This is a genomic window from Acinetobacter brisouii CIP 110357 (assembly GCF_000488275.1).
Classification (GTDB): domain Bacteria; phylum Pseudomonadota; class Gammaproteobacteria; order Pseudomonadales; family Moraxellaceae; genus Acinetobacter; species Acinetobacter brisouii.
The window spans coordinates 2,026,500-2,042,245 of the sequence record NZ_KI530762.1; the positions used below are offsets into that span (position 1 = coordinate 2,026,500).

A 15,746-nucleotide genomic window follows, 5' to 3' on the forward strand; every position below is an offset into this window, starting at 1 on the left:
CGTTACCCCTGTTGTTCACAAAGCTGTCCATCGTGCAAAATAAAATGTCGCTGACATTGCGATGCCAAATTCATATCATGCGTCACCAGTACCAGTGTGACACCCATTTCCTGATTGAGATGAAACAGCAGTTGTTCCACTTCTAGCGCCGTTTGTTCATCCAGATTTCCTGTAGGTTCATCCGCAAAGATAATTTTCGGTTCTGCCACCAGTGCCCGAGCAATCGCAACACGCTGCTGCTCCCCACCCGACAAAACTTGCGGAGTTTGTTCAATCTGGCGTTCCAAGCCCACCTGTTGCAGCAGTTTTTTAGCTTTGGCAACTGCGCTGGCATAATGGAAATTGGGCTGTAGGCGTAAGGGTAACAGCACATTTTCCAGTGCTGACAAATGACTGAGTAACTGAAAAGACTGAAAAACAAACCCTGTGTATTGCAAGCGCAATTTTGCCCGCTGTTCTTCATTTAGCTCATGTACAGGTTGTTCACATAACCAGAGCTGCCCCGAACTGGCTTGATCCAGCGTTGCCAACAAACCCAATAAAGTTGACTTGCCTGAACCCGAACGCCCCGTAATCGCGACCTGCTCTCCTGCAAAAATTTCAAGCTGAATATCTTGTAAGATTTGCAGGGTTTTGTTTTGAACCTGAATTTGCTGGCTTAAATGCTGGGCGCGAAGAATCGGTTGTGGCATGATGCGAAACATCCATAAAAAATCATAGGACAAGCCAGATGCAAAATAACAAACACGCTCTCTATGTTTCAGTGCTTGCATTGATTGGCACAGGTATGTTGAGTATACATACAGCCACAGCAAAAACTGTGATGGTCTATGGTGATAGTATTAGTGCTGGTTATGGTTTGAACCCCGAACAAGGCTGGGTTCATTTATTACAGAAACGTCTTGAACAACAGTATCCGAAAAAACACAACGTGGTCAATGCCAGTGTCAGTGGTGAAACCACTTCAGGCGGTCTGGCACGTTTCCCTTTAGCCTTAAAAACTCATCATCCCGATGTTGTAGTTTTGGAGCTGGGTGGCAATGATGGTTTACGTGGCCAACCGCCACAAATGTTGCAGCAGAATTTGGCAAAAATGATTCAACTGAGCCAGCAGGCTCATGCCAAAGTCATTGTACTGGGCATGAAGATTCCACCCAACTATGGCACGGCGTACAGTAAAGCTTTTGAACAAAGTTACCGTACGGTGAGTCAACAATATAAAGTTCAGCTATTGCCATTTTTCATGCAAGGCATTGCAGGCAATAATCAACTCATGCAAAAAGATCTGGTTCATCCCAATGCAAAAGCACAGGGTATATTGCTGAACAATGTCTATCCACTGATTCAATCTGCTCTTAAATAAAAAATACAGATTGCCATGAATGTTCCATAGATTTTCTCTCATACATTTGATTTCTGTTGCGCTTTATTGAAATGAATTTCAATGTTACTCAGAGAGAATAACGGCGAGTAAAAATGATGAAAGAAGCCGCTGGTTTTAATAGCAAAATAATTTGGACTCAATCAAATGATCTACAACTGCTATACAGCCCTACTAAGTGCAGAGTCCTTAAAACAGCTTAATTTGTCGAACTATCGCAATATAAAACAACAATCCAGTTTGCCATCACATAGATGGTTTAAAATGCGATCACTCAATTTTAAATATCGTGGTGCAACAGTATTTTCATAAAATATTTCATAAGGTTTTTCGTGTGATACTGAATTCAATGATCCGCGATATTAGCTATGATCTTCATAAGCAACTTTAGAAGGCTTCTTTTTCCGACTCCACTTCATTTCACTTAAGATCACTCCAAAAACCACACATAATCCACCCAGCAATGCCATTGCTCCCAGACGCTCACCTGCCAAGCGTCCAAAGACACCAGCCCAAACAGGTTCACCCGCATAAATAATCGCAGCTTGTGAAGGGTCAACAGAACGTTGCGCCCAGTTCATGGTTAACTGAATCAGCGCACTGGCAAACCCTAATCCAGTGACCGTGAAGAATAAAGTCCAGCTAAAATGTGGAATGCTCATTTCCCCGACCATTGGCATACTGACAAATGCACAAAGTGAAGCAATCAATAACTGAATAACCGTGACGCATTGCGTATTGACCCGTTCTGCGAAGTAACCGATCAGAATAATTTCCATGGCAATCGCAATCGCCCCAAATAAAGTAATCATTTGCCCTGCATTCAACTGAATCTGTGAAAAACTATGATTTCCAGTCAATAAAATTAAGCCAATAAATGCAAAAGCTGCTGCACACCACATCATCGGTTTGGGTACTTTTTTAAAGATCAACAACTGTAAAATGGGAACCATCGGGACATAAAGCGCGGTTAAAAAGGCAGACTCACTACTCGAAATCGTTTGTAGACCAATGGTTTGTGCACCATAGCCAATTGCAATCATGATTCCGATACATCCTCCTGCGATAACATCATAGCGCGATATGCCAGCCAGCACTTTCCAAGACAATATCATCATAATGCCCGCCGCTGCTGCAAAGCGGCAACCCACAAAAAACATCGGCGAACTGGCACTCAATGCATGCTGGACGATGAGAAATGTACTGCCCCAAATCAAGGTGATCAAGATTAAGGAGAGCTGCGGCGCATAAGTATGCAAGAAAGTTTTAGGCATGATTTCTGGAGAATTGTGCAATATACTGCACATCATATAATCATTAAGTTTTGTGCGCAATATATTGCACAAATATGCTAATCTTCCCCACGATTAATTCGCAGTTTTATGGTGTTCATGCATGACTCAACAGGGAATTTTAGAATATGTCAGTGACAACCTGAAACGCTTACGCGAACACCATCAACTTAGCCAGCAACAATTGGCAGATCAGTCAGGGGTCAGTCGGCGTACAATTGCAGGCTTGGAATCAGGCGAAATGAATATTAGCCTAACTAAACTGGCCGCGGTTGCCAGTGTTTTACAGGTTTCTTTTGCCGAGTTAGTCAGTTCGCCTACTGCAAAAAATCCACATATTCATCGGGTTAAAACCTGGCAAAGTACAAATGGCAATAGCTTTGCCGAGCTACACTGCTCTGCCCCTGCCCAGCAACAGGTTGAATTATGGACATGGTCACTTGCCAGTGGTGATGTCTATCAGGCAGAAGCTGATCCCGAAGGCTGGAGCGAGCTGCTGTATGTTGTGCAAGGTTCATTGACCCTGACGCTAGATGGTGTGCAACATCAGCTCAGTGCGGGTTCATCTTTTGTCTATGCCAGCTCAGTTCCCTACAGCTATGCCAATCTCGGAACTGAACCGTTACTATTTACCCGTACAGTTGCTTATTAATTAATGTCGTGATTTTGGCATAAAATCAGGTCGTTTGATCATTAGGAAACAGATGACACAGCCGATTAAGCCCAAAACCCCACCAATCATTCCAATCGACTGCAAACCATAATGCAAACTGACAATGCTGCCAAGCAACGCGCCGCCGCCAATTCCGACATTGTACAGCCCTGAAAATAATGACATAGCAACATCTGTGGCATCAGGGGCTAATTGCAAAACTTTGGACTGTAATGCCAGACCAAAACTCATAATGGCTAGCCCCCAAAATACGGTGAGTGTCATTAAACCCATCACATGAGTTGCCAGCGGCAACAACAGCAACATTGAGATACTGATTCCCAGACTAGATGCCATCACAAAAGTTTTTGGTAATTTACGGCTAAATCGGCTAAACAAAACTGACGCCAAAATTCCTGAACCGCCATAAATCAACAAGAGTGATGTGGTTTGTTCTGATTGAAAATGTGCAATATGCAAGGTAAAGGGCTCAATATAACTGTAGCCAGTAAACTGCGCGGTAATCACCATAATCGTTGCCAAGTACAATAAAAGCAATGCGGGACGTTTGAGCAAGACAGGTAAACTACTCAATGAACCCGAGTTCTGACTGGGTAATTTGGGTAGCGTGGTCCAAAGAATAAGCATGGTCAACAGTGCCAAACCTGCAATTAGTGCAAAGGTATTCCGCCAGCCAAACCATTCACCAATCACCCGCCCAAACGGAATACCCAGTACCAGCGCCAACACCGTTCCTGTAGAAAGTAATCCAAGTGCCTGCACCCCTTTTTCTGCGGGGGCAACACGCACAGCTAATGATGCGGTAATTGACCAGAAAATAGCATGTGCAAAAGCAATCCCTATACGGCTGATCAACAGAATCATAAAATTACTGGCAATACTCGACAGCAAATGACTCATCATAAACAGTAAAAAAATCGACAATAATAATGCCTTGCGTTCCATATTGCGGGTCATCAACATCATCGGTAATGAAGTCAGCGCCACCACCCATGCATAAATCGTCAGCATAATGCCGACTTCTACAGCCTGCATATGAAAACTTTGTGCAATATCACTGAGCAATGCAACAGGCACAAATTCTGTGGTATTAAAAATAAAAGCGGCTAAAGCGAGTGCAATCACACTAATCCAGCTTCCTTGCTGCGCTGGTTGAGTAGATATAGACATAACCATCTTAACGTTGGGGAGAGAAAGAAAAACAACGCCACAATTATACTGCCCAGTAAAAAATGCTATGCGTCATTTCAATAAAAAATTGATGATTTTAGTTGGATTTTTGCAAAAGACGAACCAGACACAGATGCTCTGCACTTTCGCATTTTTCTCCAATACAAGACCTGCCTTAACTTTTCATCTACATAAATAACAAGAAATTAAGGAATCACACTATTGGAACACTTAACAAGCAATCATGTTGTTTTAAACTCTTTAAGTGCTGCATCATCCACATGTCCTGCTCTGGAATATCGCAAGTTATATACTTCTTATTGCTTAAATGCTATTTCCAATCAAATATCAAAATGTTAGGTAAATAATATGCTATTCAGGTCAAGGCAAATAATTTCTATCGATCTTTTCTCATATTGTTCGTTGTTCAAAAGTTGAGGATCATAGCGCCAGACCTGATGAATTTGATGATATTACTTAAATCGATTTTACTTATAAGTATTTACCTTTTATTTATCTCTTGATTTTATGCTTTACTTTATTTCATTTTGACTTTATCTCTGTCTTATTAATAAGCATCCAAGCTGACAGCCAGGAATAACCATGACCGACACCATTCCCTCTATTGATCTGATTGATGCACTTGCTGCCGAATATGCAGACAAATCACCAAGTGAAATTCTTGAGCTTGCTTTAAACCAACAGGGCGAAGTTGCCATTTCCTTCTCAGGTGCAGAAGACGTCGTGCTGATTGATATGGCTTATCGCCTGCGCAAACCGTTTCGCGTGTTTAGCTTAGATACGGGACGCTTACATCCAGAAACCTATCAGTTTTTAGAAGCCGTTCGCAAATTTTATAAAATCGATATTGAAATCTGCTTCCCAGAATCTGAAGCTGTACAAAAACTGGTGACTGAAAAAGGCATGTTTAGCTTTTTTGCAGATGGGCATCAGGAATGTTGTGGTGTGCGTAAAGTACAACCGCTTCGTAAAAAACTGGCAACGCTTGATGGCTGGATTACAGGTCAGCGCAAAGACCAAAGCCCTGGTACACGTAATGAAATTCCAGTGATTCAAGCCGATGCAGGCTTTTCAGGCCCAGGCAAACAACTCATCAAATACAACCCGCTGGCAAACTGGTCAAGTACCGATGTGTGGAATTATATTCGCATGATGGAAATTCCATATAACCCACTACACGAACGTGGTTTTATATCCATCGGCTGTGAACCTTGTACACGCGCTGTGTTACCCAACCAGCACGAACGTGAAGGTCGTTGGTGGTGGGAAGAAGCTACACATAAAGAATGCGGCTTGCATGCTGGCAACTTGAAAAAATAATTTGTTATAGACTTTTACAGATAACCACTGCTTTGCAGTGGTTATTTATTTATACTGGTAGTTTAGACGACTGATTTTTCAGTATATACTTATAACAAAAGTAAGCAAAAATAGAATGACAATCAGTCATATACTGGATAAATAGGCATAGGCAGTGAGGCACATCGTAATGCGACCATTACACCCAATCGACTTTATTTTTTTATCTCTAGAAAAAAGACAGCAGCCTATGCATGTAGGGGGATTGTTTCTATTTCAAATTCCAAAAAACTCTCCTTCGACCTTTATTCAGGACTTGGTTACTGATATTCGTAATTCAAAATGCAAGCCCGTTGCACCCTTCAATAACACCCTAAATGGCCTATTTTGGGATAAAGATGACGAATTTGATCTTGATCATCACTTTCGACATATTGCCTTGCCTCACCCTGGGCGTATTCGCGAGCTGCTGATTTACATTTCACAGGAACATGGCACGTTAATTGACCGTGCCAAACCACTGTGGACATGTACCATCATTGAAGGTATTGAAGGCAACCGTTTTGCAATGTACTTCAAAATTCATCACGCCATGGTCGATGGTGTTGCCAGTATGCGTCTGATGGAAAAATCCTTTGCCAAAGATCCGAATATTCACAGTATCGTACCGCCATGGTGCATTGAAAAGCGCCGCTCACAACCAGAAACAAAGAATCCCGTTCGCCGCTTGAGCAGTAAGCTGAGCCACTTAAAACAACAAATGAATATTGTGCCTGGCGTATATCATGAACTGACGCAGGCTCTACATGACCGCCGCCACGACCCTGACTATGTTTCAAGCTTTCAGGCCCCTGTCTGTATTTTAAACCAGCGCATTAGTGCATCTCGACGTTTTGCCGCACAATCTTTTAACCTGCAACGCTTCCGTCATATTGCCAAAGTCTTACAGATTACCTTAAATGATGTGATTCTTGCGGTCTGCTCAGGCGCTTTACGTGAATACTTGATGAGCTTGAACAGCCTGCCTGCCAAGCCACTGATTGCAATGGTGCCGACCTCAATCCGTTCAGATAATGACTCTGATACCAGCAATCGCATCACCATGATTCTTGCCAATCTGGCAACGCATATCAGTGACCCGATTGAACGTGCAAAAATTATTTCGCGTAGCGTCAGTAATGCCAAAACCCGCTTTAAGCGCATGACCCAAGACCAGATTTTAGGCTATAGCGCATTTGTATATGCTGCTGCTGGCTTGAATATTATTTCGGGGATGATGCCTAAGCATCAGGCATTTAACTTGGTGATTTCCAACGTGCCAGGTCCACGTGAACCTTTGTACTGGAATGGCGCGAAACTAGAAGCACTATATCCTGCATCTGTGGTCTTTGATGGGCAGGCATTGAATATTACGCTAACGAGTTATTTAGATAAACTTGAAGTGGGAATTGTGGCATGCCGTAATACTTTACCTAAAGTACAAAGTTTACTCACGCTGCTTGAACAAGAAATTCAAAATTATGAGCGCCATCTTGGAACGCTATATGTCTCTGAAGAGCAGAAAGCAGATTTAAAACACGTGGGTTAAACCCAACTTTTCAATTTTTTAACACAAATAAAAGGGCGTATGATTCGCCCTTTTATTTTAACTTTTAACTGTACGACATTGCTCAAGCAGCTTAATACAAATATCTTGTACCATGGACGTGGTGATCTGGACTTCTTTACCATGTTCATCAACCATATAACAATCGTTTTTAACGGGACGATGCTCTTTGTTCGTTTGAGTATGATTTGTCAAATTGTTATCTTCTCGCATATGCATATTTCAATTCCCCATCTGGCTAAGACTGACTAAAGGTCTTTGGCTACTCACTTAAGTTTATAGTATTGGGAAATGCTCAATGAAAGTAAACAGCGAGTTGTAACAAGGCTTATGCGAAATTCTGTTACAAAATCAACTAAGAATGATATCGTATTGCTCTTGCGTATAGAGGTTTTCCACCTGAAATTTGATTACTCGGTTAATAAAGTGCTCTAAATCTGCCACTGCTGGCGCTTCGGCAGTTAACAATCTGTCAATCACTAATGGGTTGGCAACCACCATAAATCCTGCCTGAGATTGATAAGCACGTGCATAGCGTAAAATTTCACGGAAAATTTCATAGCATACCGTTTCTGCTGTTTTTACAAAACCGCGCCCCTGACAGGTTGGACATGACTCACACAACAAGTGTTCAAGTGATTCACGGGTACGCTTACGCGTCATTTCGACAAGACCAAGCTCGGAAACCTGTGTAATTTTAGTTTTGGCATGATCACGCTCAAGCATGCGCTCAAACTGCTTCATGACTTCATCACGATGCATTGCTTCTTGCATATCAATAAAGTCAATAATAATAATGCCACCCAAATTACGTAAGCGTAACTGGCGAGCAATCACCTGTGTCGCTTCCATATTGGTTTTAAACACAGTGTCTTCAAGGCTACGTCCACCGACATAAGACCCTGTATTGACATCAATGGTGGTCATGGCTTCAGTCTGATCAATCATCAGATAGCCACCAGACTTCAAGGCCACACGGGTTTGCAAGGCTTTTTGAATGTCTTCTTCAACATTGTAAAGATCAAATAGCGGACGCTCACCTGGATAATGAATCAGGCGGCTTTGCATTTCTGGCATAAACTCATCAATAAAATCTTTGAGTTTTGCGTGAATTTCTCGTGAATCAATGCAAATCTTGCTGGTCGATTCAGATGCTAAATCACGTACGATACGCTGATGTAAGGGTAACTCTTCAAAAATAAGGGAAGGCACCGCAATAGTTTTTTGCTTGCGCTGGATATATTCCCAAAGTTTTGCAAGATAATTCATATCCTGTGCAATGGAGGCTTCATCAATTCCTTCAGCAGCCGTTCTCACAATCACACTACCTGGTAATTGATGCTCTTTCTGGATTTTTTCAATCAGTGTCCGCAAGCGATCACGCTCTTGTTCTGATTCAATACGCTGAGAAACCCCGATATGATTACCAAACGGCATGAGTACCAAATAACGCGAGGGAATTGAAAGATCGGTACTTAGACGTGCACCTTTGGTTCCCAGCATATCTTTCATCACCTGAACGGTCAGGATTTGCCCAGGTTGAAGGAGATCAAAAACATTTGGCGTTGGCTGGTTACGTGACCAGACCATATCGTTAATATGTAAAAATGCGGTTCTCGATAAACCAATATCCACAAAAGCAGCCTGCATACCAGGAAGTACACGCACAACTTTGCCTTTATAGATATTGCCAACCAAACCACGTTTTACCGTACGTTCGACAAAAAGCTCATTGACTGTTCCATTTTCAATTAATGCGACGCGGCATTCCATCGGCGTGACATTAATCAGCAATTCATCTGACATAATAAACTCAAAACATTATAAGAATTCTTGTAAAGCGATCAGTTTGATGCATTAACCGCTTTTAATAGCTTGATTGTTTCATGCAACGGCAATCCAACCACATTGGTGTAACTGCCTACAATACGGGGAATATACTGCGCTGCCTGCCCTTGTATGGCATAAGCACCTGCTTTCCCCACAGGCTCGCCTGTGGCCCAATAACTTTCCATATCATTCGGCGTAAGTGGCTGAAACTCAACCTGAGTCTGCACCACTTGATATAAAATTCGCTCAGCATTTGCAACACAAACGCCAGTCAATACATCGTGACAACGTCCTGACAGTTTTTGCCAAATGCTAAACGCATGTGCTTTTGACTCAGGTTTCCCGATAATTTCATCATCGACAGACAAACTGGTATCAGCGGCAATCACGGTTGCATCTGGAAACCTGCCTAATACTGCTTGAGCCTTGGCTTGTGCAAGCCGTGCAACATACTCAGAGGCCAACTCACCTTCCAAGATGCTTTCATCAATTTCAGGGCTAAAGACCTCAAACTGTAAACCAAGCTGTAAAAGCAGCTCACGACGACGTGGTGAGCTTGAAGCTAAAATCAAGCGCGCCATTTTTTCAAGCAATAATATAACACAGGCCAAGCAAAAACACTGCTGATTAATGGTGGCCAACGGCGCATGACAGGATAGTTAATACCCGCCATCACCTGTGTCACCCAAACGAAAATGACATAAGCTAAAATCGCAAGAATCGCAATAATCCATAAATTCAGAAAAGTGAGAACTCGACGCTCACGAATAAAGTAACGTGCCGCAAAAGTAATCACGACATAAATCAGCGCATTTTGACCAAGCGGTGCGTCAAGCAGCAAGTCGGTAAAAATACCCAGACTAAAAGCGAACCATACGCCGCACCATGTTGGCTGACACAGTACCCAAAACAGCATCACCAACAGCATGATACAAGGTCGCCATGCGGATGCATCATATGCCAATGGATAGACCATCAGCACAGAGGCCAACACTGTCGAAATCACAATCCAGATCAGCGGATCTCTAGGTTTCTGAGGGCGATAATTAGCGACTAGCATAAGGCTGCTCCTTTGCTAGTGAGTCAGAAAACAGCACGACAACATAATGTCCGCCCGCGAGTTGACCTGCTGGAGTGACATCAATCTGGGCAAATTCCCCCGAATTATGTCGCTGAATTTTCGACACTGTACCCACCAGATACCCTGCAGGGAAATGCTCGCCCAAACCTGAACTATAGACACGATCCCCAACAACAAGATCTGCACTGGTTGGAACATATTGCATCTGCAAGATTCCAGAATCACCTGTACCTGACACAATTGCACGCATACCTGTGCGCTCAATCCGGATGGATAGAGAGCTTTCTTTATCAGACAATAGGAGCACACGCGCACTATGTGGGTAGACATTAATAATCTGTCCCATAATCCCGTGGTCATCCAACACTGTTTGTCCCTGATAAAGACGGTCAGCTTTACCTCGGTTAATCACAATAATATGGCGTAATGGATCTACATCAGTCCCAATAACTTCAGCAATTTCCATACGGCCATCAATAATTAAAGGCGTGTCGAGCAGACCTCGTAAACGGGCGTTTTCGGCTGAAAGTTCAGAAAGTTTTTGCAGACGTACTTGCGCTTGTAACAACTCGGCATGCATTGCAGTATTTTCACGACGCAGTTGTTCTTCAGACTTGGTTTGTTGATTCAGCCACTCTCGCGACATGACTGGATAGCTTGCAAGCGCATAAATGGGATTATATGCTGCGTACAAGACATCCCTCGCAGGTTTCACTACATGAGGCATGCGCCAATCAAAGAAAAGCACCAACAAACACGTAATGACTGCAATAATAAATGAGCGAAAAGATGGCGGTTGTCTTGAAAAAATATTCGGTTGCACCGCCCTGTCCTATTTTATCCTACAAAAAGCATGTCATGGTTGGGGTTATCAAAGAACTCAAGGACTTTTCCACCACCGCGTGTCACGCAAGTTAAAGGATCTTCAGCCACAACCACTGGCAAACCAGTTTCTTGTGCCAATAATTTATCCAAGTTACGTAGTAATGCACCACCACCGGTCAAGACGATACCACGTTCGGCAATGTCTGAAGAAAGTTCAGGAGGCGTTTGCTCAAGTGCAGATTTTACCGCACTTACAATGCTTTGTAGAGGGTCTGCAATCGCTTGCATCACTTCCTCAGAAGTCACGGTAATTGAGCGAGGCACGCCTTCTGCCAGATTACGACCACGCACTTCAATTTCAAGTTTCTGGGTGTGTTCATCTTCAACAGCCATACCCACTTCTTTCTTAATGAGTTCAGCAGTCGTTTCACCAATCACACAGCCGTGTGCTTTACGAACATAATTAATGATCTGTTCATCAAAGACATCACCACCTATACGTAAAGAATCTGCGTATACACAACCTTGTAAAGAAATGATGGCGATTTCTGTCGTACCACCACCTACATCGACCACCATCGAACCACATGCTTGCTCAACTGGCAAACCAGCACCAATTGCTGCTGCCATAGGCTCTTCAATCAGGCGAACATCACGGGCACCCGCATTGTAAACTGCCTCACGAATCGCACGGCGTTCAACCAGTGTTGATTTGCATGGCACGCAGACGACAACACGCGGCGCTGGTGGGAATAAACGTTTTTCATGCACTTTACCAATAAATTGGTTTAACATGGTTTCGGTGACTTCAAAATCTGCAATCACACCATCTTTCATCGGACGAATTGCAGAAATATTGGCAGGGGTACGACCTAGCATTTGTTTCGCATCTAGACCAACGGCTGCAACAATTTTTTGTGAACCACTGTGGCGAATTGCCACCACCGTCGGTTCATTCAAGATAATGCCCCGTCCTGGTGCATAAATGAGTGTGTTAGCTGTACCTAAATCAATCGCAAGATCTGGCGAAAACAAGCCAATTAGTCGTTTTAAAATCACGGGTCGTACTCAGTTTTTACAAATGTGGACGCAAGGTCGCAACTTTAACTAAATGTGATGATTTGAACAAGTCAATCGCTTATCATATAGCACGATATTTTGAAATTTTTTGATACTGACAAGGTGATGTTATGTCTACATCGGATGCTCAGCATTCAGATCTAAATGCTCAAACCGTATCGCAAATTGCCAATCTTGCACGTTTATCGTTCAATGATACGCAATCTGCAGAGTACGCACAAAGTCTAAATAAAATTTTAGGCATGATGGAAACCTTAAAAGGCATTGATACTACTGGTATTGAGCCATTAAAAAGCCCATTTGACCATCCACAACCTTTACGCCCTGATGTGGTCACTGAAACAAACCACCGTGAAGAATATCAAGCTGTTGCACCTGCAACCCAAGATGGCTTGTATCTTGTACCACGTGTGATCGAATAATCTTTTGTTTCATTTTGTAAATACTCGCACTTTTGTCGTACTTTCCAACGAAATAACCAAATCGTGCTACTTTTTAGACCAGATTTTAAATTATGACTAATTTACATCGTCTCTCTATTCGCGAATTGTCAGAAGGTTTGCAACAAGGCAAATTTTCCTCTCGTGAACTGACACAACATTATTTAAAGCGTATTGAAAAAATTGACGCTCAGGTCAAAAGTTATGTCACCGTAACGCCTGAGCTTGCACTTAGCCAAGCCGATGCTGCCGATGCCGCGATCAAAGCAGGCAATGCAACTGCACTTGCAGGGATTCCGCTTGCGCATAAAGACATTTTCTGTACTCAAGGCGTGCGTACTTCTGCAGGCTCAAAAATGCTCGACAACTTCATTTCACCTTACGATGCCACTGTCGTGACCAAAGCCAAAGCAGCAGGTCTAGTAACTTTGGGTAAAGTGAACATGGACGAGTTTGCGATGGGTTCAACCTCTGAAAGTTCATACTACGGCGCAACCAAAAACCCGTGGAACTTGGACTATGTACCAGGTGGTTCTTCAGGTGGTTCAGCAGCGGTAGTTGCAGCAGACCTTGCACCGTTTGCCACAGGAACAGATACAGGTGGTTCAATCCGTCAACCTGCATCTTTTTGTGGTTTAACAGGTTTAAAACCGACTTATGGTCGTGTGTCTCGTTTCGGGATCATTGCGTTCGCTTCATCTTTAGACCAAGCAGGTCCAATGGCTCGTTCGGCTGAAGACTGTGCTTACCTGATGAATGTCATCGCAGGTCACGACGCAAAAGACTCAACTTCTGTAGATAAAGAAGTTGATGACTATGTTGCCAACCTGAATGCAACATCTGTAAAAGGTTTACGCATTGGTATTCCTAAACAGTACTTCAATGTTGCAGGTTTAGCCGCTGACGTTAAAGCACGTGTTGAAGAGTCTTTGAAGAAACTTGAAGACATGGGCGCAATTTTGGTCGAAGTTGACCTGAATATGGTTGAAGCTTATGTGCCAACCTATTACCTAATCGCGCCTGCTGAAGCGTCTTCAAACTTGTCACGTTATGACGGCGTGCGTTATGGCTACCGCTGTGAAAACCCTGTGGACTTGATGGACTTGTACAAACGTTCTCGTTCGGAAGGTTTTGGCGAAGAAGTTAAACGTCGTATCTTGATTGGTACTTATGCACTGTCTGCAGGTTATTACGATGCGTACTATGTCAAAGCACAAAAAGTTCGTCGTTTAATCCAGCAAGACTTCCTGAAAGCCTTTGAACAGGTTGATGTGATTGCTGCACCTTCTGCACCAACCACCGCCTATAAGATCGGTGCGAATCTCAGCCCAACAGAAATGTATTTGGGTGACGTGTACACCCTTGCGGTGAACTTGGCGGGTCTGCCAGCGATTAACGCACCTGTAGGTTTAGATGATCACAACTTGCCTGTCGGCTTACAGTTGATTGGTAACTACTGGTCAGAATCTCAATTGTTGTCGATTGTGCATCAATACCAACAAAACACCGACTTCCACACCCAACGTGCGGCAATTGCTGAGGAGAATGCATAATGGCACAAGCTCAAAAAAAGCCTAAATCAAACCTGATTGATGGTTGGGAAGTGGTGATCGGGATTGAGATTCACACTCAGCTTGCAACCAAATCTAAAATCTTCTCAGGTTCATCAACTGAGTTCGGTCAAGATCCAAACACACAAGCCAGTCTAGTTGACTTGGCAATGCCAGGGGTTTTGCCTGTTTTGAATGCTGAAGTGGTTGATCTGGCGATCCGTTTTGGTTTGGGGATTGATGCTTACATCGACCAAGCCTCTGTGTTTGCCCGTAAAAACTATTTCTACCCTGACTCTCCAAAAGGCTACCAGATTAGCCAGATGGACAACCCGATTGTGGGCTTGGGTCATATCGACATTCAGCTTGAAGATGGTACCGTAAAACGTATTGGCGTGACCCGTGCCCACCTTGAAGAAGATGCAGGTAAATCTGTTCATGACCAGTTTGAAGGCATGTCAGGCATCGACTTGAACCGTGCAGGCACACCTTTACTTGAAATCGTGTCTGAACCTGACATGCGTTCAGTTGAAGAAGCGGTTGCTTATATTAAAGCGATTCACACTTTAGTGCGTTGGCTCGGTATTTCTGACGGTAACATGGCAGAAGGTTCGTTCCGTGCCGACTGTAACGTGTCTTTACGTCGCCCAGGTCAGCCGTTTGGTACACGTTGTGAATTGAAAAACCTCAACTCATTCCGTTTCATTGAACAAGCGATCAATGTTGAAATTGAACGCCAAATGGAAATCTTGGAATGGGACGGTACAGTTGATCAAGAAACCCGTTTGTTCGACCCTGTGAAAATGGAAACGCGTTCAATGCGTTCCAAAGAAGAAGCGAACGATTACCGCTACTTCCCTGACCCTGACTTGTTGCCTGTGATTATTCCAGATGCGCAAATCGAAGCGATTAAAGCCACCATGCCTGAGTTACCTGCGGCACGTCGTGAACGTTTTGTCGCTAACTTTGGCGTGACTGAGTACGATGCGCATGTCCTTACACTTTCTCGTGAAATGTCTGACTTTTATGAGGCAGTCGTTGCAGCGGCAGGTGGTGCAGCTCAAGGTAAAGTGTCTGCAAACTGGGTGATGGGTGAATTCTCAGGTGCGTTAAACAAAGCAGGCTTGGACTTGGCTGACTCTCCTGTATCTGCTGAGCAACTTGGTGGCATGATTGCACGTATTGTGGACAACACCATTAACGGCAAAATTGCGAAGCAAGTGTTTGGCTTTATGTGGGAAGAAGGCAAAACTGCCGATGCCATTATTGCTGAAAAAGGCTTGAAGCAGGAAACTGACACAGGTGCGATTGAAGCGATTATTAAAGATGTGCTTGCAGCCAATGAAAAAATGGTTGAAGAATACAAGTCTGGTAAAGAGAAAGCCTTTAACGGCCTTGTCGGTCAAGTGATGAAAGCTGCAAAAGGCAAAGCTAACCCTGCACAAGTAAATGAATTGATGAAGAAATTGATTGGTTAAGCTGATCTTTTCTGAAAAAG

The 15,746-nt window shown here is 43.4% G+C and carries 16 protein-coding genes; 7 read left to right on the forward strand and 9 right to left on the reverse strand.

Annotated features, from left to right (window positions below; translation table 11 throughout):
• Positions 1-2: 2 nt before the first annotated feature.
• A complete protein-coding gene (locus P255_RS09720; RefSeq protein ID WP_004899784.1) occupies positions 3-692 on the reverse strand; it encodes an ABC transporter ATP-binding protein in 690 nt (229 codons plus the stop codon).
• 95 nt (positions 693-787) lie between these two features.
• Here P255_RS09720 and P255_RS09725 point away from each other — a divergent pair, with 95 nt between their 5' ends.
• A complete protein-coding gene (locus tag P255_RS09725; RefSeq protein ID WP_044450278.1) occupies positions 788-1,363 on the forward strand; it encodes an arylesterase in 576 nt (191 codons plus the stop codon).
• A 380-nt stretch (positions 1,364-1,743) separates the two neighbouring features.
• Here the strand turns inward: P255_RS09725 and P255_RS09730 are convergent, their stop codons facing one another.
• On the reverse strand, positions 1,744-2,655 hold the full coding sequence (locus P255_RS09730; RefSeq protein ID WP_004899781.1) for a DMT family transporter: 912 nt from the start codon (positions 2,653-2,655) through the stop codon (positions 1,744-1,746).
• A gap of 121 nt (positions 2,656-2,776) precedes the next feature.
• Between P255_RS09730 and P255_RS09735 the strand changes: the two genes are divergently transcribed.
• Positions 2,777-3,325, forward strand: a complete 549-nt coding sequence (locus tag P255_RS09735; protein ID WP_004899777.1) for a helix-turn-helix domain-containing protein — start codon at positions 2,777-2,779, stop codon at positions 3,323-3,325.
• Here P255_RS09735 and P255_RS09740 read toward each other — a convergent pair whose 3' ends face one another.
• Positions 3,326-4,516: a sugar transporter gene (locus P255_RS09740; RefSeq protein ID WP_004899773.1), complete on the reverse strand. Its 1,191-nt coding sequence runs from the start codon at positions 4,514-4,516 to the stop codon at positions 3,326-3,328.
• A 603-nt stretch (positions 4,517-5,119) separates the two neighbouring features.
• Here P255_RS09740 and P255_RS09745 point away from each other — a divergent pair.
• Both P255_RS09745 and P255_RS09750 read left to right on the forward strand, forming a co-directional pair.
• On the forward strand, positions 5,120-5,857 hold the full coding sequence (locus P255_RS09745; protein WP_004899772.1) for a phosphoadenylyl-sulfate reductase: 738 nt from the start codon (positions 5,120-5,122) through the stop codon (positions 5,855-5,857).
• A 169-nt stretch (positions 5,858-6,026) separates the two neighbouring features.
• On the forward strand, positions 6,027-7,424 hold the full coding sequence (locus P255_RS09750; protein ID WP_004899768.1) for a WS/DGAT/MGAT family O-acyltransferase: 1,398 nt from the start codon (positions 6,027-6,029) through the stop codon (positions 7,422-7,424).
• 57 nt (positions 7,425-7,481) lie between these two features.
• On the opposite strand, the gene P255_RS09755 is transcribed toward P255_RS09750, so the two are convergent.
• From P255_RS09755 to P255_RS09780, 6 genes are all read right to left on the reverse strand, one after another.
• Entirely contained in the window at positions 7,482-7,661 is a 180-nt protein-coding gene (locus tag P255_RS09755; RefSeq protein ID WP_004899765.1) for a PA1571 family protein, read from the reverse strand.
• 132 nt (positions 7,662-7,793) lie between these two features.
• Positions 7,794-9,248, reverse strand: coding sequence for a ribonuclease G (gene rng, locus P255_RS09760; protein ID WP_004899763.1), 1,455 nt, complete (start codon positions 9,246-9,248; stop codon positions 7,794-7,796).
• A gap of 38 nt (positions 9,249-9,286) precedes the next feature.
• Entirely contained in the window at positions 9,287-9,853 is a 567-nt protein-coding gene (locus P255_RS09765) for a Maf family nucleotide pyrophosphatase (protein ID WP_004899761.1), read from the reverse strand.
• Positions 9,841-10,332 carry a rod shape-determining protein MreD gene (gene mreD / locus P255_RS09770; RefSeq protein WP_004899758.1) on the reverse strand — a complete coding sequence of 164 codons (492 nt, stop codon included), beginning with the start codon at positions 10,330-10,332 and terminating at the stop codon, positions 9,841-9,843. The genes P255_RS09765 and mreD overlap by 13 nt, the downstream gene beginning before the upstream one ends.
• Positions 10,319-11,176: a rod shape-determining protein MreC gene (gene mreC / locus P255_RS09775; protein ID WP_004899756.1), complete on the reverse strand. Its 858-nt coding sequence runs from the start codon at positions 11,174-11,176 to the stop codon at positions 10,319-10,321. The genes mreD and mreC overlap by 14 nt, the downstream gene beginning before the upstream one ends.
• A 14-nt stretch (positions 11,177-11,190) precedes the next feature.
• Entirely contained in the window at positions 11,191-12,237 is a 1,047-nt protein-coding gene (locus P255_RS09780; RefSeq protein ID WP_004899752.1) for a rod shape-determining protein, read from the reverse strand.
• A 131-nt stretch (positions 12,238-12,368) separates the two neighbouring features.
• Between P255_RS09780 and gatC the strand changes: the two genes are divergently transcribed.
• From gatC to gatB, 3 genes are all read left to right on the forward strand, one after another.
• Positions 12,369-12,680, forward strand: coding sequence for an Asp-tRNA(Asn)/Glu-tRNA(Gln) amidotransferase subunit GatC (gene gatC, locus P255_RS09785; protein ID WP_004750883.1), 312 nt, complete (start codon positions 12,369-12,371; stop codon positions 12,678-12,680).
• A gap of 92 nt (positions 12,681-12,772) precedes the next feature.
• Positions 12,773-14,251, forward strand: coding sequence for an Asp-tRNA(Asn)/Glu-tRNA(Gln) amidotransferase subunit GatA (gene gatA / locus P255_RS09790; protein ID WP_004899749.1), 1,479 nt, complete (start codon positions 12,773-12,775; stop codon positions 14,249-14,251).
• Positions 14,251-15,726 carry an Asp-tRNA(Asn)/Glu-tRNA(Gln) amidotransferase subunit GatB gene (gatB, locus tag P255_RS09795; protein WP_004899748.1) on the forward strand — a complete coding sequence of 492 codons (1,476 nt, stop codon included), beginning with the start codon at positions 14,251-14,253 and terminating at the stop codon, positions 15,724-15,726. Before gatA ends, gatB begins: the two co-directional genes overlap by 1 nt.
• Positions 15,727-15,746 lie beyond the last annotated feature (20 nt).

Coding starts and splice junctions, on each gene's coding strand:
- gatB (WP_004899748.1), top strand. CDS start 14,251: ATGGCACAAGCTCAAAAAAAGCCTAAATCAAACCTGATTGATGGTTGG.
- P255_RS09765 (WP_004899761.1), bottom strand. CDS start 9,853: ATGGCGCGCTTGATTTTAGCTTCAAGCTCACCACGTCGTCGTGAGCTG.
- P255_RS09750 (WP_004899768.1), top strand. CDS start 6,027: ATGCGACCATTACACCCAATCGACTTTATTTTTTTATCTCTAGAAAAA.
- P255_RS09755 (WP_004899765.1), bottom strand. CDS start 7,661: ATGCATATGCGAGAAGATAACAATTTGACAAATCATACTCAAACGAAC.
- gatC (WP_004750883.1), top strand. CDS start 12,369: ATGTCTACATCGGATGCTCAGCATTCAGATCTAAATGCTCAAACCGTA.
- P255_RS09740 (WP_004899773.1), bottom strand. CDS start 4,516: ATGTCTATATCTACTCAACCAGCGCAGCAAGGAAGCTGGATTAGTGTG.
- mreD (WP_004899758.1), bottom strand. CDS start 10,332: ATGCTAGTCGCTAATTATCGCCCTCAGAAACCTAGAGATCCGCTGATC.
- P255_RS09745 (WP_004899772.1), top strand. CDS start 5,120: ATGACCGACACCATTCCCTCTATTGATCTGATTGATGCACTTGCTGCC.
- P255_RS09735 (WP_004899777.1), top strand. CDS start 2,777: ATGACTCAACAGGGAATTTTAGAATATGTCAGTGACAACCTGAAACGC.
- rng (WP_004899763.1), bottom strand. CDS start 9,248: ATGTCAGATGAATTGCTGATTAATGTCACGCCGATGGAATGCCGCGTC.
- P255_RS09730 (WP_004899781.1), bottom strand. CDS start 2,655: ATGCCTAAAACTTTCTTGCATACTTATGCGCCGCAGCTCTCCTTAATC.
- P255_RS09720 (WP_004899784.1), bottom strand. CDS start 692: ATGCCACAACCGATTCTTCGCGCCCAGCATTTAAGCCAGCAAATTCAG.
- gatA (WP_004899749.1), top strand. CDS start 12,773: ATGACTAATTTACATCGTCTCTCTATTCGCGAATTGTCAGAAGGTTTG.
- P255_RS09725 (WP_044450278.1), top strand. CDS start 788: ATGTTGAGTATACATACAGCCACAGCAAAAACTGTGATGGTCTATGGT.